General features: G+C 46.6%; 29 protein-coding genes, 1 tRNA gene and 1 pseudogene. 25 read left to right on the top strand and 6 right to left on the bottom strand.

Features of this window, described 5'->3' with window-relative positions; all coding sequences use genetic code 11:
• Positions 1-441 precede the first annotated feature (441 nt).
• From BMX14_RS13335 to BMX14_RS13325, 3 genes and pseudogenes are all read left to right on the top strand, one after another.
• On the top strand, positions 442-567 hold the full coding sequence (locus tag BMX14_RS13335) for a DUF2256 domain-containing protein (RefSeq protein ID WP_092677571.1): 126 nt from the start codon (positions 442-444) through the stop codon (positions 565-567).
• Between the two features lie 587 nt (positions 568-1154).
• Positions 1155-1226 (top strand) — tRNA-Arg (locus tag BMX14_RS13330).
• A 109-nt stretch (positions 1227-1335) separates the two neighbouring features.
• Positions 1336-2494: pseudogene (locus BMX14_RS13325) on the top strand (tyrosine-type recombinase/integrase).
• Positions 2495-2550: 56 nt separating this feature from the next.
• Here the strand turns inward: BMX14_RS13325 and BMX14_RS16600 are convergent.
• Complete coding sequence (locus tag BMX14_RS16600; protein WP_177173157.1) at positions 2551-2688, bottom strand: hypothetical protein; 138 nt, start codon at positions 2686-2688, stop codon at positions 2551-2553.
• Between the two features lie 610 nt (positions 2689-3298).
• The gene (locus BMX14_RS13310; RefSeq protein ID WP_092677565.1) at positions 3299-3526 is read right to left on the bottom strand and encodes a hypothetical protein; all 228 of its coding nucleotides are present in this window, start codon (positions 3524-3526) and stop codon (positions 3299-3301) included.
• Positions 3527-4295: 769 nt separating this feature from the next.
• Here BMX14_RS13310 and BMX14_RS13300 point away from each other — a divergent pair.
• The 5 genes from BMX14_RS13300 to BMX14_RS13280 all read left to right on the top strand — a co-directional run bounded on the left by BMX14_RS13300 (position 4296) and on the right by BMX14_RS13280 (position 8068).
• Positions 4296-4619: a hypothetical protein gene (locus BMX14_RS13300; protein WP_092677561.1), complete on the top strand. Its 324-nt coding sequence runs from the start codon at positions 4296-4298 to the stop codon at positions 4617-4619.
• A 187-nt stretch (positions 4620-4806) separates the two neighbouring features.
• The gene (locus tag BMX14_RS13295; RefSeq protein ID WP_092677559.1) at positions 4807-5289 is read left to right on the top strand and encodes a hypothetical protein; all 483 of its coding nucleotides are present in this window, start codon (positions 4807-4809) and stop codon (positions 5287-5289) included.
• A 583-nt stretch (positions 5290-5872) separates the two neighbouring features.
• Entirely contained in the window at positions 5873-6382 is a 510-nt protein-coding gene (locus tag BMX14_RS13290) for a YfiR family protein (RefSeq protein ID WP_092677557.1), read from the top strand.
• A 1-nt stretch (position 6383) separates the two neighbouring features.
• Positions 6384-7583, top strand: a complete 1200-nt coding sequence (locus BMX14_RS13285; RefSeq protein ID WP_177173156.1) for a diguanylate cyclase domain-containing protein — start codon at positions 6384-6386, stop codon at positions 7581-7583.
• Between the two features lie 5 nt (positions 7584-7588).
• Positions 7589-8068 carry an OmpA family protein gene (locus BMX14_RS13280; protein ID WP_092677553.1) on the top strand — a complete coding sequence of 160 codons (480 nt, stop codon included), beginning with the start codon at positions 7589-7591 and terminating at the stop codon, positions 8066-8068.
• Between the two features lie 45 nt (positions 8069-8113).
• Here the strand turns inward: BMX14_RS13280 and BMX14_RS13275 are convergent, their stop codons facing one another.
• Complete coding sequence (locus BMX14_RS13275) at positions 8114-8638, bottom strand: VOC family protein (protein WP_092677551.1); 525 nt, start codon at positions 8636-8638, stop codon at positions 8114-8116.
• Positions 8639-8821: 183 nt separating this feature from the next.
• Positions 8822-10027 carry a diguanylate phosphodiesterase gene (locus tag BMX14_RS13270; protein WP_092677549.1) on the bottom strand — a complete coding sequence of 402 codons (1206 nt, stop codon included), beginning with the start codon at positions 10025-10027 and terminating at the stop codon, positions 8822-8824.
• A 367-nt stretch (positions 10028-10394) separates the two neighbouring features.
• Here BMX14_RS13270 and ccmA point away from each other — a divergent pair, with 367 nt between their 5' ends.
• The 11 genes from ccmA (at position 10395) to sixA (ending at position 18814) form a co-directional block, all read left to right on the top strand.
• Entirely contained in the window at positions 10395-11009 is a 615-nt protein-coding gene (gene ccmA, locus BMX14_RS13265; protein WP_092677547.1) for a cytochrome c biogenesis heme-transporting ATPase CcmA, read from the top strand.
• Positions 11009-11665 (top strand): heme exporter protein CcmB, encoded by a 657-nt coding sequence (gene ccmB / locus BMX14_RS13260; protein ID WP_408011877.1) that lies wholly within the window; start codon positions 11009-11011, stop codon positions 11663-11665. The genes ccmA and ccmB overlap by 1 nt, the downstream gene beginning before the upstream one ends.
• 34 nt (positions 11666-11699) lie before the next feature.
• Positions 11700-12440 (top strand): heme ABC transporter permease, encoded by a 741-nt coding sequence (locus BMX14_RS13255; RefSeq protein WP_092677543.1) that lies wholly within the window; start codon positions 11700-11702, stop codon positions 12438-12440.
• Positions 12437-12661 carry a heme exporter protein CcmD gene (gene ccmD, locus BMX14_RS13250; RefSeq protein WP_092677541.1) on the top strand — a complete coding sequence of 75 codons (225 nt, stop codon included), beginning with the start codon at positions 12437-12439 and terminating at the stop codon, positions 12659-12661. The genes BMX14_RS13255 and ccmD overlap by 4 nt, the downstream gene beginning before the upstream one ends.
• On the top strand, positions 12658-13137 hold the full coding sequence (ccmE, locus tag BMX14_RS13245; protein ID WP_092677539.1) for a cytochrome c maturation protein CcmE: 480 nt from the start codon (positions 12658-12660) through the stop codon (positions 13135-13137). Before ccmD ends, ccmE begins: the two co-directional genes overlap by 4 nt.
• Positions 13134-15095 carry a heme lyase CcmF/NrfE family subunit gene (locus BMX14_RS13240; protein ID WP_092677537.1) on the top strand — a complete coding sequence of 654 codons (1962 nt, stop codon included), beginning with the start codon at positions 13134-13136 and terminating at the stop codon, positions 15093-15095. The genes ccmE and BMX14_RS13240 overlap by 4 nt, the downstream gene beginning before the upstream one ends.
• Positions 15092-15649 carry a DsbE family thiol:disulfide interchange protein gene (locus BMX14_RS13235; protein ID WP_092677535.1) on the top strand — a complete coding sequence of 186 codons (558 nt, stop codon included), beginning with the start codon at positions 15092-15094 and terminating at the stop codon, positions 15647-15649. Before BMX14_RS13240 ends, BMX14_RS13235 begins: the two co-directional genes overlap by 4 nt.
• Positions 15649-16107: a cytochrome c-type biogenesis protein gene (locus BMX14_RS13230; RefSeq protein ID WP_092677533.1), complete on the top strand. Its 459-nt coding sequence runs from the start codon at positions 15649-15651 to the stop codon at positions 16105-16107. Before BMX14_RS13235 ends, BMX14_RS13230 begins: the two co-directional genes overlap by 1 nt.
• A complete protein-coding gene (ccmI, locus tag BMX14_RS13225) occupies positions 16107-17318 on the top strand; it encodes a c-type cytochrome biogenesis protein CcmI (protein WP_092677531.1) in 1212 nt (403 codons plus the stop codon). Before BMX14_RS13230 ends, ccmI begins: the two co-directional genes overlap by 1 nt.
• A gap of 19 nt (positions 17319-17337) precedes the next feature.
• Positions 17338-18117, top strand: coding sequence for a phospholipid-binding lipoprotein MlaA (gene mlaA, locus BMX14_RS13220; protein ID WP_092677529.1), 780 nt, complete (start codon positions 17338-17340; stop codon positions 18115-18117).
• Between the two features lie 214 nt (positions 18118-18331).
• Positions 18332-18814 carry a phosphohistidine phosphatase SixA gene (gene sixA, locus BMX14_RS13215; RefSeq protein ID WP_092677527.1) on the top strand — a complete coding sequence of 161 codons (483 nt, stop codon included), beginning with the start codon at positions 18332-18334 and terminating at the stop codon, positions 18812-18814.
• A 16-nt stretch (positions 18815-18830) separates the two neighbouring features.
• Here sixA and smrB read toward each other — a convergent pair whose 3' ends face one another.
• Positions 18831-19379 (bottom strand): endonuclease SmrB, encoded by a 549-nt coding sequence (smrB, locus tag BMX14_RS13210; RefSeq protein WP_092677525.1) that lies wholly within the window; start codon positions 19377-19379, stop codon positions 18831-18833.
• 173 nt (positions 19380-19552) lie between these two features.
• Here smrB and prmB point away from each other — a divergent pair, with 173 nt between their 5' ends.
• The 6 genes from prmB to BMX14_RS13180 are packed head-to-tail and all read left to right on the top strand — an operon-like array spanning position 19553 to position 24133.
• Positions 19553-20488, top strand: coding sequence for a 50S ribosomal protein L3 N(5)-glutamine methyltransferase (gene prmB, locus BMX14_RS13205; protein WP_092677523.1), 936 nt, complete (start codon positions 19553-19555; stop codon positions 20486-20488).
• A gap of 38 nt (positions 20489-20526) precedes the next feature.
• The gene (gene aroC / locus BMX14_RS13200) at positions 20527-21606 is read left to right on the top strand and encodes a chorismate synthase (RefSeq protein ID WP_092677521.1); all 1080 of its coding nucleotides are present in this window, start codon (positions 20527-20529) and stop codon (positions 21604-21606) included.
• A 13-nt stretch (positions 21607-21619) separates the two neighbouring features.
• Positions 21620-22444: a penicillin-insensitive murein endopeptidase gene (gene mepA, locus BMX14_RS13195; RefSeq protein WP_092677619.1), complete on the top strand. Its 825-nt coding sequence runs from the start codon at positions 21620-21622 to the stop codon at positions 22442-22444.
• A gap of 9 nt (positions 22445-22453) precedes the next feature.
• Positions 22454-23248 (top strand): TSUP family transporter, encoded by a 795-nt coding sequence (locus tag BMX14_RS13190; protein ID WP_092677519.1) that lies wholly within the window; start codon positions 22454-22456, stop codon positions 23246-23248.
• 18 nt (positions 23249-23266) lie between these two features.
• A complete protein-coding gene (locus BMX14_RS13185; protein ID WP_092677517.1) occupies positions 23267-23809 on the top strand; it encodes an elongation factor P hydroxylase in 543 nt (180 codons plus the stop codon).
• Positions 23810-23839: 30 nt separating this feature from the next.
• Complete coding sequence (locus BMX14_RS13180) at positions 23840-24133, top strand: YfcL family protein (protein WP_092677516.1); 294 nt, start codon at positions 23840-23842, stop codon at positions 24131-24133.
• Here the strand turns inward: BMX14_RS13180 and mnmC are convergent.
• Entirely contained in the window at positions 24126-26114 is a 1989-nt protein-coding gene (gene mnmC, locus BMX14_RS13175; RefSeq protein WP_092677515.1) for a bifunctional tRNA (5-methylaminomethyl-2-thiouridine)(34)-methyltransferase MnmD/FAD-dependent 5-carboxymethylaminomethyl-2-thiouridine(34) oxidoreductase MnmC, read from the bottom strand. The two genes, BMX14_RS13180 and mnmC, sit on opposite strands and share 8 nt — an antisense overlap.
• Between the last annotated feature and the right edge of the window lie 27 nt (positions 26115-26141).

Raw genomic sequence — 26141 nt, 5'->3', positions numbered from 1 at the left:
ACATCTGGTTCAGTATAGACCACTGTTTATCAATCAGTTCGAGCGTATTTCGGATTGTATAAAAGTCGTGGTGGCTTATACGGGCCGCATCACGTTGTTGCGAGAGGAAATGTAGAATATCATTTTTAGATATACTGCTAGCATCGCTAAGTAATTCAACGGTGGCTAATCCAATGAGTGCATTGATTCTATTTTGCTGCGCATAGAATAACCCTTCAATAAGTCAAGTTATCAATGTTGGTTATATTTCGTAGAGAATAACTATTACATAATGAGCAGTTATCGTAAACAGTTTTCGTTATACCGCTATGTTATTAGGCCCGTTGTAAAGTATTGAACCAATTACAGCTTGGTACTGCCTACACTTTTCCATTTGTGCAAAAAAAACGATTATTTAAGTCACTAGAATAAAAGGAAACTCACTCTGACAGAGGTCTATTTATGAAAAAAAGCGAACGTCCAACAAAGATCTGTATCGTCTGCGGTCGGCCGTTTACATGGCGAAAAAAATGGGAAAAATGCTGGGGTGAGGTAAAAAAATGTTCAGAGCGCTGTCGACGACAGTGAGTCTTTCTCTTTTTCCTACCGAATTAAAAAAAGTTGCGGTCAAGAGTAAATTTTAGTCCCCGGTCTCTTTTGCGGGAATGAAGTCAGTTATTCAATTCGTTCGGTATTCCAGAGAGTGATTTAATAAATGATTGTCTTCAATTTATTAACCACTAGGTAATCATTCTTAATTTTTCGCTATTTTATTCTGTCGGGGTAGAGTACTTAGTCTAGGTAGGAGTGGTTGAATTTTATCACCGCTAATTTGATATTCTCGCTGTCCTCACTATACCTATCATAGGTAGGGAGAGTTTCTAAGTGATTGCTAATCCCAGTTTATTGAATACCCAACAACCCGATAATTTATCATGAAATTCCTCTTAGTCGATGGTTTAGCAAGCAGAGCTGCGGAGCTGGCGGAGGAATACATTTTATCAGGGTTTTATATCAACACTCTGTTTTTGTGGTTAGAAAATATACAAATCAAAGCGATTTCTTATCCTAACCACAGCTAGCGGTCAAAATGGTACTGTCAACGATTGAAAGAATAGCTGTAAACGCGGTATCATCGGAACGCTTCGAAACGAAGTGAAACACTAACGCGCAAGGTCTCCTTAGTTAAATGGATATAACGAGCCCCTCCTAAGGGCTAGTTGCAGGTTCGATTCCTGCAGGGGACACTTCTCACGCTTCCGCCAACCTCCGTTGACCTCCGCCAAGTTCCGTTGACAGCCGCACTCTATTTTGGGTAAAAGTTGGGTAAAATAAATCAGCCGAGACTTTTGACCCATGCTGACGGTCAAACAGATAGAAGCAGCCAAGCCAAAAGATAAGCCGTATCGACTGCTAGATTCCGATGGACTTTATCTATACATACCCGCTTCAGGAAAGAAGGTATGGCAACTGCGCTATAGAGTCGCGGGTAAAGAGAAGGTGATGACGTTGGGTAAATATCCCTTCGTTACTCTGCAAGATGCTAGGGTAAAAGCTTTCGATGCCAAAAAAGACCTCTCTGCAGGTGATGACCCTATGCAGGAGAAAAGGCTTAGCAAAATGGATAATTCCTTCTCCTCAATTTTCGATGAGTGGTACCAGAATAAAAATCAGGTCTGGTCGGAAAGATATTCCACCGAGCTATTTGGAATGTTTCGCAATGACATTCTGCCAATGATAGGGAGTAAGGATATCAATCTTATTGAGCCAATGGATATTCTTTCGGTTATTCGCAGATTTGAGAGCCGGGGCGCTCATGAAAGAGCAAATAAAGCTAGGCGTCGATGTGGTGAGGTATTCAAATTCGCGATCGTAGCTGGCAGGGCAAAATACAACCCTTCACCTGACTTGGCGGATGCAATGCATGGGTATCGAAAGAAGAACTATCCCTATCTGACCGCTGACCAAATACCGGGATTTAACCGAGCGCTATCTAGTCGCACAGGCAGCCAGATTACCATAAGCGCTACAAGACTGCTTCAATATACTGCAATGCGTACTCTAGAAATGCGCTCGATGCGTTGGAGTAATGTCGATTTCGAAAACCGCATGATAACCATAGATGCCGAATTCATGAAAGGCAGGAAGGTTCACTTTGTCCCGATGAGCGAACAAGTTTATCAGCTACTTAAAAAACTTGCAGCCAATTACCGAGAGCACAGGTCTAGTTTTTCCCGGTAGAAACGATAGCTCAAAGCCGATAAGTGAAGGTGCGGTGCTTCAGGTGATAAAAAGGATAGGTTACGAGGGGATAGCGTCAGGACACGGATTCCGTCATCAGTTCAGTACAAAACTGCATGATAACGGGTGGCCTACCGAGGTAATAGAAAAGCAGCTTGCTCACTCCGATGGTAATGCCATCCGTGGCATTTATAACCATGCGCAGTACAGTGAGAAGAGAAGGGAAATGATGCAATGGTGGGCTGATTGGATTGATAACTGCTGTAAAGCTTAATGGTGTGATGCCGTTTCTAACAAAAAACGCTGGAACGGTTGAACGTCTTCTACGCGTCACAGGCTTTTCCGTCCTCGCTTCATCGCGGGGGCGAGATTTCCTTTAGATATTTGCTCATAGATGTATGTTTTTTTATAGCCGGTATTCGCCTCGATAAAATTCATCGTTACCAAAGCCCCTGATTTAATATTCATAGCATTCTCCTTTACCTTCCCGCAGACATGACGATGCCGCCGATTATCGGTGCGGGAATAGGGTTGTTTGATTTAAGTGTGGGGATTAGTGACGGTTAAAAACTTTAGCGCGGGCAATCTTCTCTGCATCTTCACGGCATTCACAACAGCAATAACTTTTGCTTGGTACCGATGGTTCGCCGCAGTCTCCGTTTAAACAAGTTGTAGATGCCGGCTCCGGTCTAACTCTTTTCGCAAGGGCTGCGTTCAAGTGCTGTTCCGCTTCTGCGTCAGCTTGGTCTGCTATATCTGCGCACATTGTCGTTCCCTTGGGGTAATACAAAACTCATTAGATACCCTGTATTCACATTCAATTTATGAGATTGCGATTAAGAATGGCTTTTATATTTTTTATTTGCTTAATATCAACGCCAAGATTCAAGCGATTACTTGATATGTAAAATAAAATATCTTCCTTAGAGACTGACTCTTTATGAATTAGGAGTTGAAGAGTAGCTTTTCCAATAACTGATTTTAGTAATCTAATTTCCATTATAAAACCTATTATAAATCACCATGAGTCTCAAATTTAGCAAAGAACTATCCTAATATCATCTTCAACTAAATACAATTATTTAACAAATGGTTTTTTAAATGTCAAAATATTATAGTTGCTTTCAAAGGCTTTAGCCTCTAGCTTGGTCAATTCGAGGAGTAGGAATTCGCGCTCTGAATTACTCAAAAATTCGCTTGCCCCCCATAATTCCCTTATTTTTCTGAAAGACACATCTTCACCTAAGCTTGATATTTGGATTACACAAGCACCTAGTGCTGAATGGAAAAATGCCTCGTCTAACATAAAATCTTACCTTATTGTAAATAATGATAGGCTACATGAGCCTACTTAAGTTGATGATAATAGCTATTGTTTGACAGTTTGAGTACATGTAAGTTTTAATATGGTAATGATTAGGATTAATTACACCTTCCTTACCACTTCTCCACACACACAAGCTCATACTTAGGCTGAATATCTTTCATAGCCTCTATCTGATGCTCGCATTGTGATTGGGTGGGGAAGATTGTTTCGGTGAGGGGCTTGGGGTTATTTCCGATTATCTCGAGAACTAAATATCCGGCAACTGCTATCATTAATCACCTACCGGTTTTGCTTTCGATGCCACATCAATCATCGCCTGCTAGCATAACTTCGTACGATAAGCAGCCTGGTCACATCCACTCATTGCTTCGTACTTTTCAACTTCTTCGAGGCTTGAGTTAAATGACGATGGCTTGGATTCGAACCCGGCAATAATCATGTCCTCTGTCGGCTCAATCGGTACCAGTGCATAACTTTCTGGTATTGAATCCGCATCGCGCAGCTTGCGAAGCTCCTTCAGCGCCAACCTCAGACCATTCACGGTCTGATAGCAATTGAATGATATTTTTTACATCATTTTCAAGGTCACTAATCTCCGGCACTGGCGGGGCGGCATATAAACGGTGAATAGGAATATCAATTTGTGGGTCAACATCATTAGCCGCCAGATTACTTATATACCCACTTTTTAAATCTTGAAGGTCATCCTCGAAATTTACAGCGTCTGCGTTATGATCGCCTAAGGGCGTTGGTTGCGCGGGAAGATTACGATCAAGTCATTGACGAATATCATCGGCTGCAAGAAGCAAATCGGCCGTTACCCGATTACACCAAACCTTGGATCGCCACCGCCTTGTTGGCACGTAAACAGCCACGCCAAGCATTGACGGTGTTAGCGTCGATACCAATCCCTCCTGTGCAGCAAGATGATGATCGCTTCTCGACCGAATTTTATGCATTACTTGAGAGTGATCAGTACCACCAGGCAGGAGAGCACTTAGCGCAGCGCATACCCCTTGGAAAACCGCTGTCTGGGGGCTTCCTCTCCAACAACCTAACGATAGTTGGCTAAACTTGCAGGTTTTGAAAACTGATTATCTCGTCGATACCCAGAATCTTATCGACGCGCAGCAGTTGAGCCAGTGATTAGCCACCACTGCACCGGGTAATCAAGGTCTTGCCATTCAATACGCAAGAGTTCTCTCTGCACGGGGGCGGCTCGTCATGCTGAGAAAGTCCTTAAGCGTGCCGAAGGCCTGATGCCCGATAATATTCCGCTGGAAACGGAGCAAGCTTATACGGCGGGTAACCTGCAAGAGTGGCGACAAATGGATCTATTAACCGATGATCTTATCGCGCGTTCGGCTAGCTCTCCCGCTATCCAAGAGTTAGACGCTTTTCGCCGAATACAGCATAGTTGGGAGCTTCAAGTCGGGGTGAGTCACGGTCTGCACTCCGATAGTCCGGTAACGGGCAGCCGAGATGTTACGACCACAAGTCGTCTCTATACACCGCCGATCGCCACTCATTACCGACTTTTTAGTGGCTATCAATTCGAACAGAGCCATTTTGAGGAGGGTAAAAAACACGCCTCTACCGGCTCGGTGGGTATTGAATGGCGGGGACGAGACTATCAGGCTGAAATGGAGGTTAACCATCAACAATTTTCAGGGGCGGAGCATACCGGTTTTCAGCTCGCTGGCTGGCACGACTTCGATGATCATTGGCGTGTCGTGGAATAGAGAGGACACTAAAATGAATTCGCAACCGATCCTTATTACTGAGCCTCGTCTCTCGATAAGAATAGTCGACAGTTTACTGACGATTATAGCGTGGGGAGGATTTCTCTATCTTATTCTCCATGAATATCAGCTATTGTTTTCTGAGCAATATCGTTCAGGCGTCTCACCTGCGACAACACTACTTAATTATTTTTTTATTTGCACTCATATATGTTTTTCTCTTTATCTTGTGGGCGAAATACAATTAATTGTTTTTTAGCCGAGAGAGAAGAAAAAGGAAAAAAAGTCTAAATCAGGAAGGGTTGGCGAAAAGTTTTGATATTACCGGTGATGAATTAGAGAAATTGGAAGGCCATAGAGTAATAAAAGTTTTCCATTCTCCAGCGGGGGGCAACGGAGAGCGAAATAATAATACTCTCAGCGGAACCGTGACGAAAGTCGCGTTTAGATGAGTATGGTAGGGCATCCTCATTATGGTGAGCAGGATAGTGAGAATGAGTCAATCTCTCAAGAGATAGCACTGGTACAAGTTAAATGATAAAATACTTTATGTTATTTTAATGGCTTATTAAGAGAGGGGATAGTGAAACTTATTAGTAGGTCTTTGATTTTAATCTATATTTTTCTATCCCACTATGCTTTATCGATGACGGGCGATGGAGAAACTCAAGTCTCTACCAACAAAATAGTTGAAGGTATATTGAGTTTTTCTTATTGGCCTAATTTAGAAGGGCAGCCATTGCTTTGTGTGTCGCAGCAGGCAAACTATTTTAATATGGCCAAGACCGCGGGCAACCAAATTTATAAAATGGTTGCTATCAGTGATCCTGCTGAATTCCTTTCTGCTGGATGTAATGCAATATATTTTGGCCGAGAATCGGTCAAAGAACAGGATTATATTATACATTCTCTTTCTGGAAGAAATATTCTCACCATTACTGAAAATAATGCCGATTGTGTTGCAGGTGCATCATTTTGTATTAATAGGCGACAACACATTTTTAAATTTTCGGTTAACTTAGACTCACTCACTCGATCAGGGGTCAGAGTAAACGCAGATGTACTACTATTATCTAAAGATGGGGATGAGTAAAATGCTCCGTCTGAAAAAAAAAGCGAAAAGCTCGATAAGGAAGAAAATTAGAAAAGTGAGTTTACTCAATTCACTTCTCAATCTTTTTGCTTGTTGGGTATTACTATTTTCTACGGCAATCTATTTTATCAAAGACTATGAACAGCGTAATATGGAACTGCTATCAACCAGTTTAAGTAGTAGTTTAATCGCAGCAACCGTCTTTGATGATAGCTACAATGCCAATCGTAAATTTAATGCGTTAGGTCAGCAGCAAATGTTTGACTCAGCCGTACTTTATGCAAAAGATGGCCATGTTATCGCTCGCTGGGAACATAGCCAACAGACGTCCTACTTCTGGAAGTATCTTCATAGTTGGCTCTATCCCAATAAAAAGAAGGTAGAAATATTTCATGATCAGCAAGTGGTGGGTTGGTTATTTATTGTGGGGAATGATAGTTATCTATTTAACTTCATACTTTACTCAGTATTAATCTTGACGATTGGAATGGTGCTGATTTTTATCTTTTCGTTTGTATTAAGTTCTATCATGTATAGAAAGATTTTGGTCGCAATGAACCAAATCACAACAAAAATAAATCATGTCATTCATACCAAGGATTTCACAAAACGGTTACCGGACAATTCATTAAAGGAGTTTCAGAATTTTTCTGATAATGTAAATAGCCTTATCAGTGAAATTGAAAGGCTTAATAATGATCTAGTTCATGAAAATAAAACATTAGCCATAAAAGCTTACCAAGATTCGTTAACAGGGATCGATAACCGTGCGGCCTTCATCAACCAGTTGCAGTTTATGTTGAGTGAAAATGGCCCTTATTCTACTTTCTGCATCTTATTTATGGACGGGGATAAGTTTAAGCACATTAATGATACGTGGGGTCATGCCGCAGGCGATAAAGTGTTACAAGAAGTCGGTAATAGATTAAAAACTATGGTGAAAGAAGAGGATTGTGTGGCCCGTCTGGGCGGGGATGAGTTTGCGATGATTCTTTCTAAGACAGAAAATCAACATCAGGTAGAAGAGTTTATATCCGTTATTCATAGTAAATTTGAAGAGCCTATTGAGATAGCCTCTGACCACGCTATCCCCTTTTCATTAACAATTGGTTTTACCATGGCGGATAAGGATGAAGAAGTGAGTGACATATTATTGAGAGCAGATTCTCATATGTATTTGAACAAGAAAACGGAAAGGTAAATTTCATGCGATTAATATTGGTAGGTTTTTCCGTAGTCCTGACATTATTGTTGTCAGGATGCCAAACTAACGGCCCCTTTAATGCTGCACAAAAAAGAACGTTGCAGCAGCAAGGATTTCAGTATTTAGGTTCACATTGGGAATTGGGGCTTGACGATAAGATTCTGTTTGGGATTGAGCAATATTCACTCACCGCAGAGAGTCGCCATAAAATTAATGTCATCGCCAATAATTTAAAGCGAGTCGGTATTACTCACGTGGCAATCAATGGCCACACTGACAACTACGGTAAGGCTGATTACAACCAACAGCTTTCTTATCAACGTGCAAAAAGTGTCGCGCAGGTATGGATGGACAGCACTGGCAACAAGGTTAGTTATGTCACGGTGAAGGGCTACGGTATGTCCAAACCTATCGCCAGTAACAAGACGGCACAAGGTCGGGAGATGAACAGACGCGTTGCGATTGTTATTGAGGCACCTTAGTTAGCAAAGAGGGGATTTATGACAATCCCCTCGAATGATAATTTTCTAGAGTTGATTACTCACTTGGGATCCAGCGTTGCGTTGTTGAGATCGTTGCCACTCCTGAAGGAAAGAAACTAGCTCAATAAGTAGGCCAAACGGGGTCAGTCCAAACCAGATTTGATTACCTTGACCTGCTTCACAACCGAAACAGTCGTTAGGCCCTTCAAACATCGTGGCACCATTCTGTCTCATCCTCTCGCCCGTCGCGGTAATATCGTCGGTATAGATCGAGATATGGTTAAAACCGGAATTACCGATGGTCCGCTTCTGGTTAGTGACAACCGGACTGAAGCCGATAATTTCGATATTTGGGCCATCAGCTAAACGTAACATTGTGACGGACGTCATGGCCAGTTCTGGCGGAAAGCCTTGAATGGAGCTTAATTTCTCACCTGGAATATGTTTATCTTCCTCCCCAAACGGGATCACACGATGCAGGACTTCTGCTCCAAAAGTATGTTTGAAAAAAAGTTCTGCTTTATCGGGATCTTCAACCGTTATACCAATATGTTCGATACCTTTGACCATAAGAATCACCTTTTAAAAGACTCTTTGATAAGGCAAGCATAAGAAGTTGGTGTTAGCGTAATAGAGGAAACATTATCAGACTAGTAGACGTTGAGACATTTGCCGCGAGAGAGGGAGGGGGAAATTGACGTTAACCGTTCATTATTCCCCTCAGTGCGAAGGGAATAATGTATTACTCGTCTATCAATGTTGAACTGGCCAGTTGATCGCCGGGAGTTTACGCGGAAGTACACCCGCGAACAGTTCACCTTGGAATGCTTTAACGCCTGCTAAACGTAGCCACGACCACTCTTCGACCTGGGTAATACCTGAAGCAATGACTTGGATTTCTAATGACGAACAAATTTTAATGATAGATTGATTGATCGCTTGTTTAGGACCATTTTTATGGACATCACGCAGCATATCGCTATCAACCATCACTAATTCTGGCTGGATACGGGTTAACAGTAACAGCCCGGCCATGCCCGCCCCAAAATTATCGATAGCTAGACGAATTCCGGCACGCTTGAGTTTCATCACTTCGGCGTTAAAGGTCTCGTGTTCGTTAACAACACTGTCTTCAGCGATCGATATAACGATCTGTTGCGGAATAAAACCATTGGCCTCGATGGCGCTCAGCAGAAAATCTACCGCTTCAGGATTTTTGACTAAGGTCATCGGCAGTAGTTTCAATACCAGCGTGTAGTCGTTTAACCCTAAGCTTTTTGCCATCTCTAATGCGGTCTGTTTCGACACAAGATCGACATGGTAAATCTCATCCCGCTGCAGACTCGCGAAAAACTTAAGTGGTGACTGACCATCGGCCGCACGCATTTTGGCCTCATAACTTAAAATCTTACGAGAAGTCGGGTTGATAACGGGTTGAAAGCCGAACGTATAGGGCAATTCTTCGCTGTGCTGCGCGACCAACTCGGGTTGTTCGTTGAGTTCGAACCGCCATTGCTCACTTTCGCCTAATTCGAGATAACTGTCTTTATTGTCGCACTCTACAAAGGTCTTAAGGAACTGTAGTGTCCGATCATCGTAGGTGAGTTTGAACTTAGAGGTTGCGCGAGCGAGGACTGCGTCGAGCACAGCAGATTTTTCATAATCACGCAGATCGAACAATTCCATTCCGGCGTTACCGAAATGACGTTCTACTGAGTAGTCGCGCAACAATTCTGTCAGAGAAAAATGGCGATTATCTTCACAGATCTCACGATAAATAGTTTCAACTTCTTCTTCAGGTCCTTCAAGCAATTGTAAAAAATGATCACCATCAAACAGTAAAATCCCTGTTACTGCTGCGTCAGAGTTGCGTTGGTTAGCCTTTTCAATAAACTTTTCTACTTCGGGTTCGGAAGTATTTTTACCGATATGACTTCTATAGATGATGGTCGTAAGCATTTATTATCCTAGTGAAGGATGTTAATGAGTCAGCACTCTACCAAATATTCTGCGAATAAGATAATGATTGGTAAACCCAAACAATAGGTTACACAATTTAGACCCTTATTTCATCAGATATTGAGGTGCAAAAGTCTTCGCTTCAAGCCGTTATTGTAGTGTGAAATTTTATCTTGCGCAAAATGTGTGAAGCAGGTTTTCGCTATTGTATGAGTTTGCGTAACAAATCATTAAAAGTGCCGTTTTTATCGCCAAAAAAACGTTTTTTTTAAACCTTTATGTAACATTTGTCCTGAAACAAGATTCGGCAATGAGGCGGCTTATGGTATAGTTTCGGCCATTATTATTGCCTATTACTGATTTAATCATGTTACAAGCCCTAAACCTCAGTTGTTACCGTGATGAACGTGTCTTGTTCAAAGACTTAACGTTTACGCTATCTGCTGGAGAAATCATGCAGATAGAAGGGGAGAATGGCGCGGGGAAAACCACCTTACTGCGTTTACTTACCGGTTTGAGCCGACCTGATGAAGGCACGATCACTTGGGATGAACGCCCCATTCTTAAACAGTGCGAGGGGTGGCCGGAACAGATGATCTATTTGGCCCATCTGCCGGGGATTAAGCAAGTATTGACGGCCTTTGAGAATCTTCGTTTTTATCATCCTCAGGCAACACGAGATGCTATCTACCAAGCGTTGGAAGAGGTTGAGTTAGCGGGTTATGAAGACACAGTTGTCGCCAATTTTTCGGCAGGGCAGCAACGTCGAGTAGCCTTGGCCCGTTTATGGTTAACCGAGGCTAAACTTTGGATCCTTGACGAGCCGCTTACCGCTATCGATAAGTGGGGTGTAAGGACTTTGTATGAAAAATTCACTGAACATCTTGCGCATCAAGGCATAATCGTGTTGACGACTCATCAGGACCTTCCTGCTTCGACACAGCCAATTCGAAAGCTCCGCCTGAGTGGGGGCGGTGAATAATGCAACGGTTACTCCTTCGTGAGCTTAAAATAGCCTTTCGCCATCGCGCGGACATTATTAATCCGCTGTGGTTTTTTTTGATTATCGTGACGCTTTTCCCGCTAGGAATCGGTCCCGAGAGTGCATTATTAGCCCGTATCGCACCAGGAGTTGTGTGGGTAGCCGCGCTATTGGCCTCACTACTGGGGCTGGAAAGAATGTTTCGGGAGGATTTTCTCGATGGCTCGTTGGAACAATTGCTGTTGATCCCAACACCTTTACCCATGGTGGCTTTGGTTAAAGTCTTTGCGCATTGGCTGACGAGCGGTCTGCCCCTCATCATCCTGTCACCCTTAGCCTCGTTATTTTTATCGTTGAATTTTACTGGCTGGTGGGGACTCGTTTTAACCTTATTACTGGGTACTCTCACTTTCAGCTTCCTGGGCGCAATTGGCGTTGCCTTAACGGTCAGGCTGCGGCGTGGGGGCGTATTACTCAGTCTTTTAGTTCTTCCTTTAGCGATTCCTATTCTTATTTTTGCGAGTAGTGCAGTCGACGCGGCCAGTCAAGGGTTAGCGATTTCAGGCTATCTGGCAATTTTAGCTGCCATGTTAGTCACTAGTGTGGTTTTGGCGCCCTTTGCGATTGCCGCCGCGCTACGAGTAAGTTTGCAGTAAAAAAATATAACATAATTATAAAGTGAGCTTTGTTATGTGGAAATGGTTACATCTCTTGGCAAAACCCGATCGACTGTATCGGCTTTGTGGCCAATGGTTGCCTTGGCTTGCCGTCGCCACGGTGAGTAGTCTTGCCTTAGGCTGGGTATGGGGCTTTGTCTTCGCGCCGCCGGACTATCAGCAAGGTGAGAGCTATCGCATCATGTATTTACATGTTCCTGCTGCGATGTGGTCGATGGGAATTTATACAGCAATGGCGGTCAGTGCCTTTACTGGGTTAGTGTGGCAGATGAAAATGTCAGACTTAGTGGCTAGAGCCATGGCACCTATCGGTGCGGCATTTACTTTCATAGCCTTAGTCACCGGTTCCGCTTGGGGCAAACCCATGTGGGGGACCTGGTGGATTTGGGATGCTCGCCTAACTTCAGAACTCATTCTGCTGTTTCTTTATATGGGCATTATCGCCCTTTATCATGCATTCGACGATCGGCGGGCCGCTGGGCGGGCTGCCAGTATCTTGATTTTAGTCGGGGTAGTGAACTTACCGATCATCCATTATTCCGTGCAGTGGTGGAACACTCTACATCAGGGATCCTCTGGCCTGCTGCAACAAGCGATCGCGCCTGAAATGCGTACCCCGCTACGCTGGTCGATTCTGGGCTATTTACTTTTCTTTATCACCTTGACGCTAAGTCGATTACGAAATCTATTGCTGTTAACTGAGCAACATCGGCCATGGGCGAGAGAAATGGCACATCAGGAGAGAAAAACATGAGTCCTGCATTTCATTCTTGGTCGCAATTTTGGGCGATGGGCGGTTACGGCTTTTATGTGTGGTTGTCGGTATTCGTTGCCTTATCGGTGATGGTTATTTTGATCGGGCACAGTACTTATCAACGTCGTTACTTATTAGCGAGCATCGCGACGAAGCAAGATCGTGAGCAGCGGATGATGGCCGCGAAAAAACGCAAGCAGAATGCGGAAGAGCCTCTATGAATCTTCGTCGTCGTAAGCGGTTGATCACGGTATTGGCCATCGTGATCGGATTGGGGATTGCCACAGCGTTGGTGATGTATGCCTTGCGGTCGAATATCGATCTCTTTTATACCCCTAGCGAAATCCTCAATGGTAAAGGGGAAGATCATCAGATCCCTCAGCCAGGACAACGTCTGCGTGTGGGCGGCATGGTAATGCCCGGCAGTGTTAAGCGTGACCCGACTACCTTAGCGGTAAGCTTTAAATTGTATGATGCAAACGGTGTGGTATCGGTCAGCTACGTGGGGATCTTACCTGACTTGTTTAGGGAAGGGCAGGGGGTTGTCGCGCAAGGTGTTTTAGCGCCAAACCATCTGATTAATGCCCAACAAGTGTTAGCGAAACACGATGAGAACTATACACCACCGGAAATTGAGGATGCGATGAAGAAGAACCACCAACAAGCGGGTGTAGCCCAGGCGGGGAATAACGAATGATGCCAGAGATTGGGAGCTTCCTATTATGCTTGGCCACGGGGCTATCGTTGGTGCTGAGTATATGGCCACTGTGGGGAGCAAGAACCCTTAACTTACGATTAATGGCATTGGCGCGTCCACTAAGTTATGCGTTGTTCTTATGCATTGTTGCGGCGTTCTTAATTTTGGTGAACGCCTTTGTTGAAAATGATTTTACCGTTGCGTATGTGGCCGAGAACTCGAATACATTGCTACCCGTCTGGTACCGGGTTGCGGCTACGTGGGGCGCTCACGAAGGTTCATTACTCCTATGGCTATTGATGCTAAGTGGTTGGACGTTTGCCGTAGCCTGTTTTAGTCGGAAAATGCCGTTGGACTCAGTGGCACGTGTACTGGCTGTGATGGGGATGATTAACCTCGGCTTTCTTTTGTTTCTCACCTTAACCTCTAACCCCTTTATCCGTACGCTACCCAACTTCCCCGTCGATGGCAGCGATTTAAATCCCATGCTACAGGATATTGGGCTTATTTTTCATCCCCCGTTACTGTATATGGGCTATGTTGGATTCTCGGTTGCCTTCGCCTTCGCTATCGCGTCTCTGATGACCGGACGTCTTGATACGGCGTGGGCAAGATGGTCGCGGCCTTGGACCACCGCGGCATGGGTTTTCTTAACCATCGGTATTGTCTTAGGATCAGCATGGGCCTACTACGAACTGGGTTGGGGCGGCTGGTGGTTCTGGGATCCGGTAGAAAATGCGTCGCTGATGCCTTGGTTGGCAGGTACTGCATTAATCCACTCATTAGCGGTAACTGAAAAGCGTGGAACCTTTAAATCTTGGACGGTGTTACTCGCGATTACCGCTTTCTCATTAAGTCTATTAGGGACATTCCTCGTTCGTTCTGGCGTGCTGGTTTCCGTTCACTCTTTCGCGTCCGATCCGACGCGCGGTATGTTTATTCTGATTTTCCTCGTTATTGTAATTGGTAGCTCATTATTACTGTATGCCTTGAAAGGTGGAAAAGTCCGCAGCCGGGTTGATAATCAACTCTGGTCCCGGGAATCGTTTTTACTCGGCAACAACGTTTTACTGATTGCCGCGATGTTAGTTGTCTTGCTTGGTACGCTACTGCCGCTGGTCCATAAGCAATTAGGGCTGGGCAGTATCTCTATTGGCGAGCCATTCTTTAACACTATGTTTAGTTGGCTTATGGCGCCCTTTGCCTTATTCCTAGGTATTGGTCCATTAGTCCGCTGGCGTCGTGATGAACCGCAAAAGTTAGTGAAGCGATTGGTATTGGCTATGGTGGCGACCTTTATTGCCGCGATATTGATTCCATGGTGGTTGCAGGATCGTATTCAAGGTATGACTGTGGTCGGGTTAATGATGTCGCTATGGGTGATCATCCTGACGATTATGGAATTACACGAGCGAGCCACTCACCGACACCGTTTCTGGCAAGGGCTGACAAAGTTATCTCGTAGTCACTGGGGGATGGTATTAGGCCATCTGGGCGTGGCCGTCACGGTAATCGGCATTGCCTTCAGTACTCAATATAGTGTCGAAAGGGATGTACGGATGAAAGCCGGTGACAGCGTCTCGATTCACGATTATCGGTTCACCTTCCGCGGGGTCAAACCTTTGCAAGGCGCTAACTACAGTGGGGGGGCCGGTGTGATCGATGTCACTCGTCAGGGTAAGATTGAGGCCGTGTTATATGCCGAAAAACGGTTCTATACCGCTGCTCGCACAATGATGACCGAAGCGGCAATCAGCGGAGGAGTGACCCGTGATCTTTATGCTGCGTTGGGTGAAGAGCTGGACGATGGCTCTTGGGCAGTCCGTATCTATTATAAACCTTTCGTTCGTTGGATCTGGTTTGGAGGGGTATTCATGGCCATAGGCGGCATTTTCTGTATCGCAGACCCGCGCTATCGCTCGGTTAAAAAGGCACAAAAGAAAGGAGATAAAGTATGAATAAAAAAATTCTTTTTATTCCTCTAGTCCTTTTTCTGTTACTTGCCGCCGCGCTGCTTTGGCAATTGACCCGTAACGCACAGGGCGATGACCCTACCCGTTTGGAGTCTGCCCTAATAGGCAGGCCTGTGCCAACTTTTCGACTGGAATCGCTATTCGAACCCGGCAAACGCGTTGATCAACATGTTTTGATCGACGGGAAACCATTACTCCTTAATGTCTGGGCAACGTGGTGTCCGACCTGCCGCGCTGAACACCAATACTTGAATCATCTGGCTGAACAAGGTGTTAGGGTGGTGGGACTCAATTATAAAGACGACCGGACCAAAGCCATTAACTGGTTGAATACGCTCGGTAACCCCTACTCACTGAGCTTATATGATGGCGACGGGATGTTGGGACTGGATCTTGGGGTGTATGGTGCACCCGAAACCTTCCTGATCGATGGTCAAGGCATTATTCGTTATCGCCATGCTGGAGATATCAATGATCGCGTCTGGCAGCAAGAGGTGAAGCCATTGTGGGATAAATATTCACAGCAGGGGCAGCACTAATGTTCAGAAAATATCTAATGTTGATCGCCGGCATGTTACTGACGACCTCGGTCTGGGCCGCGATCGATACCTATCACTTTTCGTCGGTAGAGCAAGAAGAGCACTACCGAGAGCTGACCCAGTCATTGCGTTGCCCGAAATGTCAAAATAACAGTATCGCTGATTCTTCGGCGATGATCGCCGCCGATATGCGCGAAAAAGTCTATCAATTAATGGAGCAGGGGCAATCGCGCCAGCAAATAATCGATTATATGGTCGCGCGTTACGGAAATTTCGTGACCTACGACCCCCCCGTTACCCCTTCAACGCTCATCTTATGGTTGGGGCCCTTACTGTTTGTGATCGGTGGCGGCGTCGTCATCTTTCTTCGTGCTAAACGTCAACCCCAAGCAGCCAAGCTGTCGGGTGAAGAGCAACAACGTTTAGCCAAAGTGATTGCCGATAAGGAGCAACTGTAATGGGGAATTTATGGTTAGTGCTGCTCGGTTTACTGGCAGTAGCTTGTGTGTGGATCGCTATCGCCCTTGGCCGTAAACCGCGAGACTATGCACAATTACGCGATGAATTGAATACGCTCTTTTATCAACAACGATTAAAAGAAATTGAAGAGGACGATGCGCAAGGGATCGTTACCGAAAAAGCGGAGTTGGTGACAGAGCTACAGCATTCGCTATTAGCGGATCTCCCTGAACAGGCGTCACGCACCGTGCGGTTGGGTAAATCTTGGGTGATGGCACCGATTATTCTGGTGGTGATTGGTGTCTCACTGGCGATGTATTTGAAAACCGGCGGGTTGATGCAACAAATGGAGCTCAATCAAGTCGAGCAAGATTATCCCCAGCTTCGTGACCGGTTAATGAATCCACAGGCTGAGCATTTAACCCAGGGTGAATTACAGCAATTCTCCTTAGGGTTACGCGCATCGTTACAAAATGACCCTGCTAATGTGCAAGATTGGGCGATGTTAGGCCGTTTGGGAATGGTATTAAATAATAGCCAATTGGCCAGCCAAGCGTTCGAAAGAGCATTGCGCCTTGCCCCAGATGATACCGGGTTAAAAAGCGATTATGCCGAAGTGTTGGTACGCTCGCCAGATCCACAAGATAATCGTCAAGCCCAGCTGTTATTACAAGATATGCGAGTAAAACAGCCTGAGGATACTCGTCTACTGACGTTACTTGCGGCCGATTTCTTCGCACAACAGAAATACCCTGAAGCAATTCGCTATTGGCAACAATTGTTACCGAATCTCGCACCGGGTTCGGCACAGAGAGACGCGGTCGAGAAGGGGATTGAGCAAGCGAAAACTAACGCCGGGTTACAAACCAGCCAATTAACCGTTAATGTCGATTTAAGCACTTCTGCTAAAAGAATGTTACCGCAAAATGGTGTATTGTATATTTCTGTAACCGATGGTATCTCACCCGTTCCTGTCGCGGTTAAACGCATTCCGTTAAGCCATTTTCCATTGAGTCTGGTACTGGATGACAGTAATGCAATGGTGCCCGAGCGGCTCCTTTCTGCTCAACATCAGTTACAGGTACGTGCACGTATTTCTCGGGATGGTAGCGCTAAACCGCAAAAAGATGATTGGTTTGGCTTGAATCCAGTGGCTCGCTTCACCGGTAAGCAGTCGCTTTCTGTCATCATTGATCAGCAAGAACCTTAAAATAATAACGGTGCGAAACATGGCAAATAACCTCTCTTACCGGCTTGCAGCATTAAGTCTAGCCACGCTAATTTTAGCAGGATGTGCGAGTTCAAAACCCGATGATACTCAGCAGGCGGCACAACGCATTGACCCTCTGCAAGGGTTTAACCGTAAGATGTTTAATTTCAACTATGATGTGCTGGACCCGTATATTGTTCGTCCGGTTGCTGTTGCATGGCGGGATTACGTTCCCGTTCCGGCGCGTACTGGGATCAGTAATGTGCTGGGTAACTTGGACGAGCCGTCGTCAATGGTTAACTATCTATTGGAAGGGGACGTTGAACGCGCTGCTATTCACTTTACGCGGTTCTTCCTCAACTCGACCCTAGGTCTAGGCGGGCTGATCGATGTGGCGGGTAAAGCCAATCCACAACTCGCCCGTGAACATTCCCACGGATTCGGAAGTACCCTGGGGCATTATGGGGTAGGTTATGGCCCTTATGTTGAGCTACCAGGCTACGGCAGTTTCACTGTTCGTCAAGATGGTGGTGACTATGTCGATAATCTTTATGCACCGCTCAGCTGGTTAACTATTTGGTTGTCAGCAGGAAAATGGGTACTCGAAGGCGTAGAAACCCGTGCGCAGTTACTCGATTCTGATGGTATTTTACGTCAGCAAAGCGATCCTTATTCCTTTATCCGTAATGCATACTTCCAACGTTATGACTTCTTAGCCAACGGCGGAAAATTGAAGCCAGAAGATAACCCTAACGCACAAGCTATCCAGGGCGATTTAAAAGATATCGACTCGGAATAATACTGTTCTCGTTAGGCTTTATTCGGCCCATGTAAAACGCCCCAAGTGGGCGTTTTTCTTTTTTTGGGTATTTTTTTTACTCGCGATTACAGCGGTTTGCACAGTATTCGCTTGCACTAGGGTTGACTGTGTTTAAGAGCTAAGGTAAAAAAGCAGGTTCACGCGCAAGAAGTGACAGGCGCTGAATCAATTTCCCTTTCAGTAACGGTGCTTTATGCATGTTTATATAATGCGTCATGGCGACGCAGCTCTCGATGCGGCAAGTGATGCGCAACGCCCGTTGACACATTGCGGCGTTGTTGAATCTCAACAAATGTCTCGTTGGCTAGCAGCACAACAGCCTTCATTTGATCTGACGTTGGTCAGCCCCTTCTTGCGTGCGCAGCAGACATACAACGCTTTCTCTGAAAATATCACGCGCAGTGGCCACGTTGAAACCTTGGAGATGCTAACGCCATCAGGCGATGCTCGAGCGGTGGGTGACTACTTACAAGGCTTAGCCAGCGAAGGGGTTGAGACCGTAATGATCATCTCCCACCTGCCTCTGGTGGGGTACTTGGTATCGACCTTGTGCCCAGAGCAGTGCCCACCCATGTTTGCCACGGCAGGTATTGCGCATATTGATTACGATGCCAAGACGGCTCGCGGTACCCTTTGCTGGCAGGAAAGCCCGTCACGCCTTGCCACGGCAATGTAACCGTTAGGGCTGATCGCTAAAACAGCGGCATTGCCAGCTCGTCAACTTCGATCAGCATCAAAATTGCCGCATTGCCGCCGAACATTTTCGGGGCCTGATGAAAGGCCATTACATGAGGATGTTGGGCTAACCACAAAGGCGTTTGTTGTTTAAGGATATGTTTGCCGTGTCCATGCATGACAGACGCACAAAAAAGTCGCTCTCTTCTGCATGCCGCGATCATGGCACCCAACTCTTTTTTCGCTTGTTGTTGAGTCAACCCGTGTAAATCTAAAAAAATTTCAGGGGTATAGTCTCCCCGACGTAACTTTTTGACCTCATAGGGACTCACATCTGCTCGGGTATAGCGCACTGGCCCGTCTTCCGCTAGCAGTGGCTGATACTCATCTGAAAAATAGTGGCTATTATCGACTTGTTCGCTAATGAGTCTTTTTTGGGGGAGGGCGCGTTCAATTTTTTTCGCTAGAGGGTGTAAAACCGTATCTTGCTTGAGACGACGAGTGTCACCCATCAATGTTCTAAATAGGTCAAGATCGTCATTATCGAGGGGGTCTTTACGGCTCATCGTCGTTCCAGCTACTGAATTATCATCCTGACATTTTTAACGGCAATGCTTCAAAAATCAAATTTCTCTTATCAATTACCAGGCATAGGTGAAAATAGCCGTCTAATGAAGCTGAATTTAGCATAAGTTCGTGGCAAACTAGGTAAAGTTTTGTTAGTTGCCCTGGAGGGCATGTGGATAAATTTTTTGCCGAAGAGGTGGTAAGCGACCTGCATACCATCCAGGATATGTTACGTTGGACAATTAGCCGTTTTTCCGCCGCCGATATTTGGTATGGTCATGGGACGGATAACCCGTGGGACGAAGCGGTCCAACTCGTTTTACCTACCCTACATCTTCCTCTCGATCTCCCTGAAGAGATGCGCACGGCAAGATTAACGCGTTCAGAGCGTGAAATGATTGTTGAGCGTGTGATGCGTCGTGTATTTGAGCGTATTCCAGTGGCCTATTTGACTAATAAAGCGTGGTTCTGCGGCCATGAGTTCTATGTCGACGAACGCGTTTTAGTCCCACGCTCCCCGATTGGCGAATTAATTAACCATGGATTCTCCGGATTAATCAATCGTTCACCGCGCCATATCCTTGATCTGTGCACGGGCAGCGGTTGTATTGCTATCGCCTGCGCTTATGCCTTCCCTGATGCGGAAGTCGATGCGGCCGATATCTCGCCGGATGCCTTAGCGGTTACCGAGCAGAATATTGACGCGCATGGCATGATGCATCAAGTCACGCCACTGTGTTCAGACCTCTTCAATAATATTCCGCCGATTAAATACGAGCTGATCGTCACGAATCCTCCTTATGTTGATGCAGAGGATATGGATGACTTACCCGATGAATATCGTCACGAACCGGAACTGGGCTTGGCGGCTGGCCATGACGGCTTAATATTAGTCAACCGCATGCTGGCACAAGCGACTGAATTCCTGAGCGAAGAGGGCGTGATGATTTGCGAAGTCGGTAACAGCATGGTGCATATGATTGAACAGTACCCTGAGGTACCCTTCACTTGGTTGGAATTTGAACAAGGGGGCGATGGGGTCTTTATGTTGGACTATCAACAACTACTCGAATGTAAGCCTATCTTTGAAAAGCATTCGGCGAAATAAGTCGATTTTTCAGCATAGATAAACGATAAGGATAAAACATGGCTGGAAATACAATTGGTCAACTTTTCCGTGTGACGACATTTGGTGAATCTCACGGTATCGCACTCGGCTGTATTGTCGATGGTGTCCCGCCCGGTATTCCGTTAACAGAAGCTGATTTACAGCATGATTTAGATCGCCGTCGTCCGGGTACGTCACGTTACACTACGCAGCGTCGTGAACCTGATCAAGTCAAAATCTTATCGGGGGTTTTTGAAGGCAAAACGACAGGAACCTCGATTGGTTTATTGATTGAAAATACCGATCAACGTTCACAAGATTATGGTGAAATCAAAGACTTATACCGCCCGGGCCATGCTGATTTTACCTACGACCAAAAATATGGCTTTCGTGATTACCGTGGGGGCGGGCGCTCCTCGGCGCGTGAAACCGCGATGCGTGTCGCCGCCGGTGCAATTGCGAAGAAGTACCTCCAACTCCAGCACAATGTGGTGGTTCGCGGCTATTTGGCACAAATGGGTGATGTTTGCTGCGAATTGAAAGACTGGTCGCAAGTGGAACAAAATCCCTTTTTCTCACCGGACAGTGATCAACTTGAGGCACTGGACGCGTTACTGCGTGGCTTGAAAAAAGAGGGCGATTCAATCGGTGCGAAAGTCAGCGTGGTCGCTGAAAATGTCCCCGTCGGATTAGGTGAGCCGGTATTTGACCGCCTCGATGCAGACCTCGCTCATGCCTTAATGAGTATTAATGCCGTGAAAGGTGTTGAAATTGGCGATGGCTTTGATGTGGTGGCTCAGCGCGGCAGTCAACACCGTGATGAGATCCGTAAAGACGGCTTTCAAAGTAACCACGCTGGGGGTATTTTAGGCGGCATTAGTAGCGGACAAACCATTACCGCCTCCATCGCGCTAAAACCGACGTCCAGTATTACCGTGCCAGGTAAAACTCTTACTCGCCAAGGTGAAGAGGTGGATATGATTACTCGCGGTCGTCACGATCCTTGTGTCGGGATCCGCGCCGTGCCGATTGCCGAGGCGATGACCGCCATTGTGTTAATGGATCATTTGCTAAGACATCGTGCGCAATGCGGCGATGTATCCCACTCTCAGAAATAAGGCGACGACTATGATGAAACATTGGGTGGCCGGCAGTGCACTGTTTATTGCTTCGACGTGTGCGGCCTTTGCGCAGACGCCTTGGCAAAAAATTCAGCAACCGATCGCGGGGCCTGTGCAACCGATTGGTAGCTACGCGAATGGCTGTATTGTCGGGGCGCAAGCGCTACCGCTTGAGGCGGAGCATTATCAGGTGATGCGTCAAGATCAACACCGCTATTTCGGTCATCCTCTGTTAATTCAATTTATCCAGCGTTTTAGCCAAGATATTGCTCAGCAGACATCCGGCACAGTGTTAATTGGTGATATGGGCATGCCTGCGGGGGGACGCTTTAGCAGCGGTCATGCCAGCCATCAAATTGGCTTAGATGTCGACATTTGGCTACAGCTTCCTCGCCAACGTTGGACACCGCAGCAGTTGTTACATCCGCAGCCTCTCGATTTGGTCACCGCCGATGATAAGTCGGTAGTGAACCGACTTTGGAGCCGGGATATTGACACGATGGTGCGTCAAGCCGCTGAGGATCCGCAGGTTGCGCGTATCTTTGTTAATCCGGCGATCAAACAGCAGTTATGCTTGGATGCTGGCAGTGACCGTCAGTGGTTACAAAAAGTCCGACCTTGGTTTGCCCACCGCGCCCATATGCACGTGAGGTTACATTGCCCAACTAATGATGCGCAATGTATCGAACAGGCTCCGCCTCCGGCAGGTGATGGATGTGGCGCTGAGTTACAAAGCTGGTTCGAACCGCCGAAGCCTGGCGTGCATCCGGTAAAACCTAAACCACCGGTCCTTCCTGCCAATTGCCAAGCATTATTGGATAAACACTTACTGTAAGGAATGCGCATGGATTGGTTTGTCGTGACGCCTGGACTGGTCGTCATACTGTTTTTCGTGGCGGTACTTGCCGCCTTTATCGACTCGATCGCCGGGGGTGGGGGATTATTAACGGTACCGGCCTTATTAGCCGCGGGATTATCCCCCGCACAAGTGTTAGCCACCAATAAATTGCAATCCGTAGGCGGTTCGTTTTCAGCGAGCCTCTATTTTGTTCGACGTAAGGCTGTTGACCTTCGTCGTCAGTGGTTGAATATATTACTCACCTTTATCGGTGCGGTGGCTGGAACCATTACTATCCAGCATCTGAAGGCGGATATTCTCCGTCAGGTATTGCCATTACTGCTGATCGGCATTGGGCTGTGGTTCCTCTTTATGCCTAAATTGGGTGAGGTGGATAAGGTCGCCCGGCTCGAAGGACTGGCCTACGCCTGTGTAGGCGGTGGGTGCGTTGGCTTCTACGATGGTTTTTTTGGTCCGGGAGCGGGTTCTTTTTACGCACTAGGGTTTGTCACCTTAGCGGGCTTTAACCTCGCCAAGGCCACCGCTCATGCCAAGGTGCTCAATTTCACCTCTAACTTCGCCAGCTTACTGTTTTTCATGGTAGGGGGAAAAGTGGTCTGGGGTCTGGGAGCCATCATGCTGATCGGTGCAGTCTGTGGTGCTAGGTTAGGGGCTCGCTTGGTGTTAAGCCGCGGACAAAAGTTGATCAGGCCAATGGTCGTGGTGGTTTCGATGGTGATGAGTGCAAAACTGTTGTGGGACAGCCATGGTGCTGCCCTAATGCAGAGTATCGGTTTCTAATTATACGAAGAATACTTTATGACCCAGCAACACGATTATCAAGACATGATCAGGCTATTTGATCACTGTTTCTATGATGATTTCAATACAAGACTAATAAAGGGTGAGGATGAACCACTCTACTTACCTGCTGATGATAAGTGTGATTATCATCGAGTTATCTTTGCTCATGGTTATTATGCCAGCACGCTTCATGAGATCTCGCATTGGTGCATCGCGGGGGCTGAGCGCAGGCTATTAGTCGATTTTGGTTATTGGTATTGCCCAGACGGACGCGATGAAGCGACCCAGGCGCAATTTGAACAGGTTGAAATCAAACCTCAAGCGTTAGAATGGATATTTTCGGTGGCTGCCGGGTTTAGGTTTACTATCAGCTGCGACAATCTCGAAGGCACCTGTGAACCGGATCGCGTTGCCTTTCAACGAAAAGTGCATGCGCAAGTGATGCACTATCTTGAGCAAGGTTTACCGGAACGTCCTGCTCGGCTCGTTGCGGCATTACGGGATTTTTACCATACGGAACCCTTACATAGCGGACAATTTCCGTGGCCCGAATCGTGATAAGTGAGGCCAATATTTTTAGGAAAAGTAATGATTATAGATCTCGAAGAGCATATTCTCGACAGTATTGATAAGACCGTGGAACAGGGTTCTGACGATGAGCTTTTTGCCGGAGGATACCTACGAGGGCATTTGACCTTGGCGGTGGCGGAGTTGGAAAGTCAATCATCCGCCGAGCCGGAGGCTTTGAAAGCTCAAGTTGAACAGAGTCTCGCCCAGGCCATTAAAGCCGGCGAACTCTCCCCTCCTGATCAAAAATTAGTGACCCAGTTGTGGGAAGATCTCTACCACCGCGCGGTAGCAGCGTTATTAACCACTAAGTAATCGGTTTGCCTTTAATGCGTTTGCGTATCCAGAATCGACCGGGATGCAACGCATTTAAGGTGGATTGGTCAAGCGGTAACGCTTCCCCTGCGAGTTGCGAGGCGAGTATTTCGGCTGTGAGCGGCGCGCTACACAGTCCTCGTGATCCAAATCCACCGAGTAGATAGATACCTGAGTGGTAGCTTTCTAGCATTTCTTCTTTAGGCTTAGCAGGCTCGGCTACAAATTGCTGATAATGACTCAATACTCCGACCATGGGAAGATGATCGCGTGTCGCACAGCGTACGGCGACGCGTGCGAGATCGCCTATTATAAGCGATGATGCCCAGGCACTGTTAGGCAGGCATTGTGTTAAGCGTTGTTTATTGATCAGTTGCTCATCGTGCGAATAATGGCACGCTGTCTGACCACGGCGATAGCTCGCGCCTATACAATGACTTTGATGAGTGGCACTCAAGGGGGTCAAGTATCCCTCGTAGCAAAGAACCGTAGAGAGCTTGCTTAACGGCTGCTGTTCGTCAACGTGGCTCACTTGTCCGGCAACCGGATAGACTGGCAAGGACTCAGTCTGCGTAAAGTGGCTTAACTGATGGCCATTGGCTAATACCACTTGATGATGCTGAGCGCAGCCGCCTTGGACAAAACCGAGTTGCCAGTCGCCATTGGGTTGTTGTTGAAGATTTTCTACACCGCATCCCCAGTGACACACCACACCCTGCGAGCTTACCCAGTCAAAAATTTTCGCAGTCAATTCGGCGGGCGATAACCATCCCCCTTCGGGATAGAAAATACCGGTATGTTCAATGTCTAATCCCGCAAGCTGACTCGCCTCATCAGCATTCACATATTTTGCCAATGATGGCGGCAACGAGAGTGCTACGAGTTGGTCGATTTTTTTTTGACTCTTCTCATCCCACCCTAGTTGTAATACGCCACACCACTGATGTTCGAAGGAAAAGGGAAGGGCTTGATAGAATCGCTTTGCGAAAGTGAAAGCCGCGCTAAAGAAGGTCGCAAGATGAGGGTCTTGTGCGTGCAATAGTGGGTAAACTGCACCTTGCCGATTCCCCGACGCATTTTCAGCGGGTTTGGCATCGGCACAATAATGCGTTACCTGCCAACCGCGTCGTACCAACGCGAGACAAAGACAGGCGCTGGCAATTCCGCCGCCAACAATAGCGATCTCTTTTTTATTTGCCGCCGGGCGAGGATACCAAGTCGTTGGGTGCTGATAATCAGGAGGCGTGGCGAGTTGCCCGACTAGCATCTCGCGCTTATGCGCAAAGCCTTTACGACGTGTCACGTTGAAGCCCGCTTGCTCGAGTCCACGCCGTACAAAGCCCGCGGCGGTGAAGGTCGCAAAGGTGCCTGTTTTCTTAACTGTGGCCGCTAATGTCGAGAACAGCGCGTTGGTCCACATATCTGGATTCTTAGACGGCGCGAAGCCATCTAAAAACCATGCATCGACCTTTTGAACTAAATTGGCTTTGAGATCCTCTAACATGTCGTTGATATCGCCGAACCACAGGTCGAGAGTAATCTGTCCTTGCGCAAAAATCAGACGATGGCAGCCGGGCAATGCGTCAGGCCATTGCTGACGGAGCGCCTGCGAGAAGGTGGCCAGTTCAGGCCAATGAGCATGGGCGAGTTCAAGGTCTACCAGCGTTAACGGGTATTTTTCGCAACTGATAAAGTGTAATCGCGGTAATTTTTTAGCGCTATTCTGGCAACCTAGCGGTTGGTAGCGTTGCCATAATGTCAAAAAATTTAAGCCCGTTCCAAAACCGGTCTCTGCGAGGACGAAGGTATCCTGCTGCGAGTCGAGTAGGCGTGTAGAGAGGTGATTACCCTCTAAAAAGACATAACGTGTCTCTTCCAACCCGTTATCGTTAGAAAAATAGACGTCATCGAAAAATTGTGAAACAGGTGTACCTTGTTCGTTCCAAACGAGGTCTGCATAGTTAATTGTGGGTGATTTCACGTCGAGGGCTCTTTGCGGAAGACTTAG

This window comes from Rosenbergiella nectarea, from assembly GCF_900111105.1.
Classification (GTDB): domain Bacteria; phylum Pseudomonadota; class Gammaproteobacteria; order Enterobacterales; family Enterobacteriaceae; genus Rosenbergiella; species Rosenbergiella nectarea.
The sequence above is the reverse complement of the archived record's forward strand: the minus strand, read 5'-3'. Positions and strand labels throughout refer to the sequence as shown.

Excerpts from the sequence above, each read along its gene's own strand:
- ccmE (WP_092677539.1), top strand. The coding sequence starts at position 12,658 with ATGAATCTTCGTCGTCGTAAGCGGTTGATCACGGTATTGGCCATCGTG.
- BMX14_RS16600 (WP_177173157.1), bottom strand. The coding sequence starts at position 2,688 with ATGAATATTAAATCAGGGGCTTTGGTAACGATGAATTTTATCGAGGCG.
- mlaA (WP_092677529.1), top strand. The coding sequence starts at position 17,338 with ATGGCAAATAACCTCTCTTACCGGCTTGCAGCATTAAGTCTAGCCACG.
- BMX14_RS13280 (WP_092677553.1), top strand. The coding sequence starts at position 7,589 with ATGCGATTAATATTGGTAGGTTTTTCCGTAGTCCTGACATTATTGTTG.
- smrB (WP_092677525.1), bottom strand. The coding sequence starts at position 19,379 with ATGAGCCGTAAAGACCCCCTCGATAATGACGATCTTGACCTATTTAGA.
- aroC (WP_092677521.1), top strand. The coding sequence starts at position 20,527 with ATGGCTGGAAATACAATTGGTCAACTTTTCCGTGTGACGACATTTGGT.
- ccmA (WP_092677547.1), top strand. The coding sequence starts at position 10,395 with ATGTTACAAGCCCTAAACCTCAGTTGTTACCGTGATGAACGTGTCTTG.
- sixA (WP_092677527.1), top strand. The coding sequence starts at position 18,332 with ATGCATGTTTATATAATGCGTCATGGCGACGCAGCTCTCGATGCGGCA.
- BMX14_RS13240 (WP_092677537.1), top strand. The coding sequence starts at position 13,134 with ATGATGCCAGAGATTGGGAGCTTCCTATTATGCTTGGCCACGGGGCTA.
- BMX14_RS13235 (WP_092677535.1), top strand. The coding sequence starts at position 15,092 with ATGAATAAAAAAATTCTTTTTATTCCTCTAGTCCTTTTTCTGTTACTT.
- ccmB (WP_408011877.1), top strand. The coding sequence starts at position 11,009 with ATGCAACGGTTACTCCTTCGTGAGCTTAAAATAGCCTTTCGCCATCGC.
- BMX14_RS13310 (WP_092677565.1), bottom strand. The coding sequence starts at position 3,526 with ATGTTAGACGAGGCATTTTTCCATTCAGCACTAGGTGCTTGTGTAATC.
- BMX14_RS13295 (WP_092677559.1), top strand. The coding sequence starts at position 4,807 with ATGCCCGATAATATTCCGCTGGAAACGGAGCAAGCTTATACGGCGGGT.
- BMX14_RS13275 (WP_092677551.1), bottom strand. The coding sequence starts at position 8,638 with ATGGTCAAAGGTATCGAACATATTGGTATAACGGTTGAAGATCCCGAT.
- BMX14_RS13185 (WP_092677517.1), top strand. The coding sequence starts at position 23,267 with ATGACCCAGCAACACGATTATCAAGACATGATCAGGCTATTTGATCAC.
- BMX14_RS13335 (WP_092677571.1), top strand. The coding sequence starts at position 442 with ATGAAAAAAAGCGAACGTCCAACAAAGATCTGTATCGTCTGCGGTCGG.
- mepA (WP_092677619.1), top strand. The coding sequence starts at position 21,620 with ATGAAACATTGGGTGGCCGGCAGTGCACTGTTTATTGCTTCGACGTGT.
- ccmI (WP_092677531.1), top strand. The coding sequence starts at position 16,107 with ATGGGGAATTTATGGTTAGTGCTGCTCGGTTTACTGGCAGTAGCTTGT.
- ccmD (WP_092677541.1), top strand. The coding sequence starts at position 12,437 with ATGAGTCCTGCATTTCATTCTTGGTCGCAATTTTGGGCGATGGGCGGT.
- BMX14_RS13180 (WP_092677516.1), top strand. The coding sequence starts at position 23,840 with ATGATTATAGATCTCGAAGAGCATATTCTCGACAGTATTGATAAGACC.
- BMX14_RS13230 (WP_092677533.1), top strand. The coding sequence starts at position 15,649 with ATGTTCAGAAAATATCTAATGTTGATCGCCGGCATGTTACTGACGACC.
- BMX14_RS13190 (WP_092677519.1), top strand. The coding sequence starts at position 22,454 with ATGGATTGGTTTGTCGTGACGCCTGGACTGGTCGTCATACTGTTTTTC.
- BMX14_RS13270 (WP_092677549.1), bottom strand. The coding sequence starts at position 10,027 with ATGCTTACGACCATCATCTATAGAAGTCATATCGGTAAAAATACTTCC.
- BMX14_RS13285 (WP_177173156.1), top strand. The coding sequence starts at position 6,384 with ATGCTCCGTCTGAAAAAAAAAGCGAAAAGCTCGATAAGGAAGAAAATT.
- BMX14_RS13255 (WP_092677543.1), top strand. The coding sequence starts at position 11,700 with ATGTGGAAATGGTTACATCTCTTGGCAAAACCCGATCGACTGTATCGG.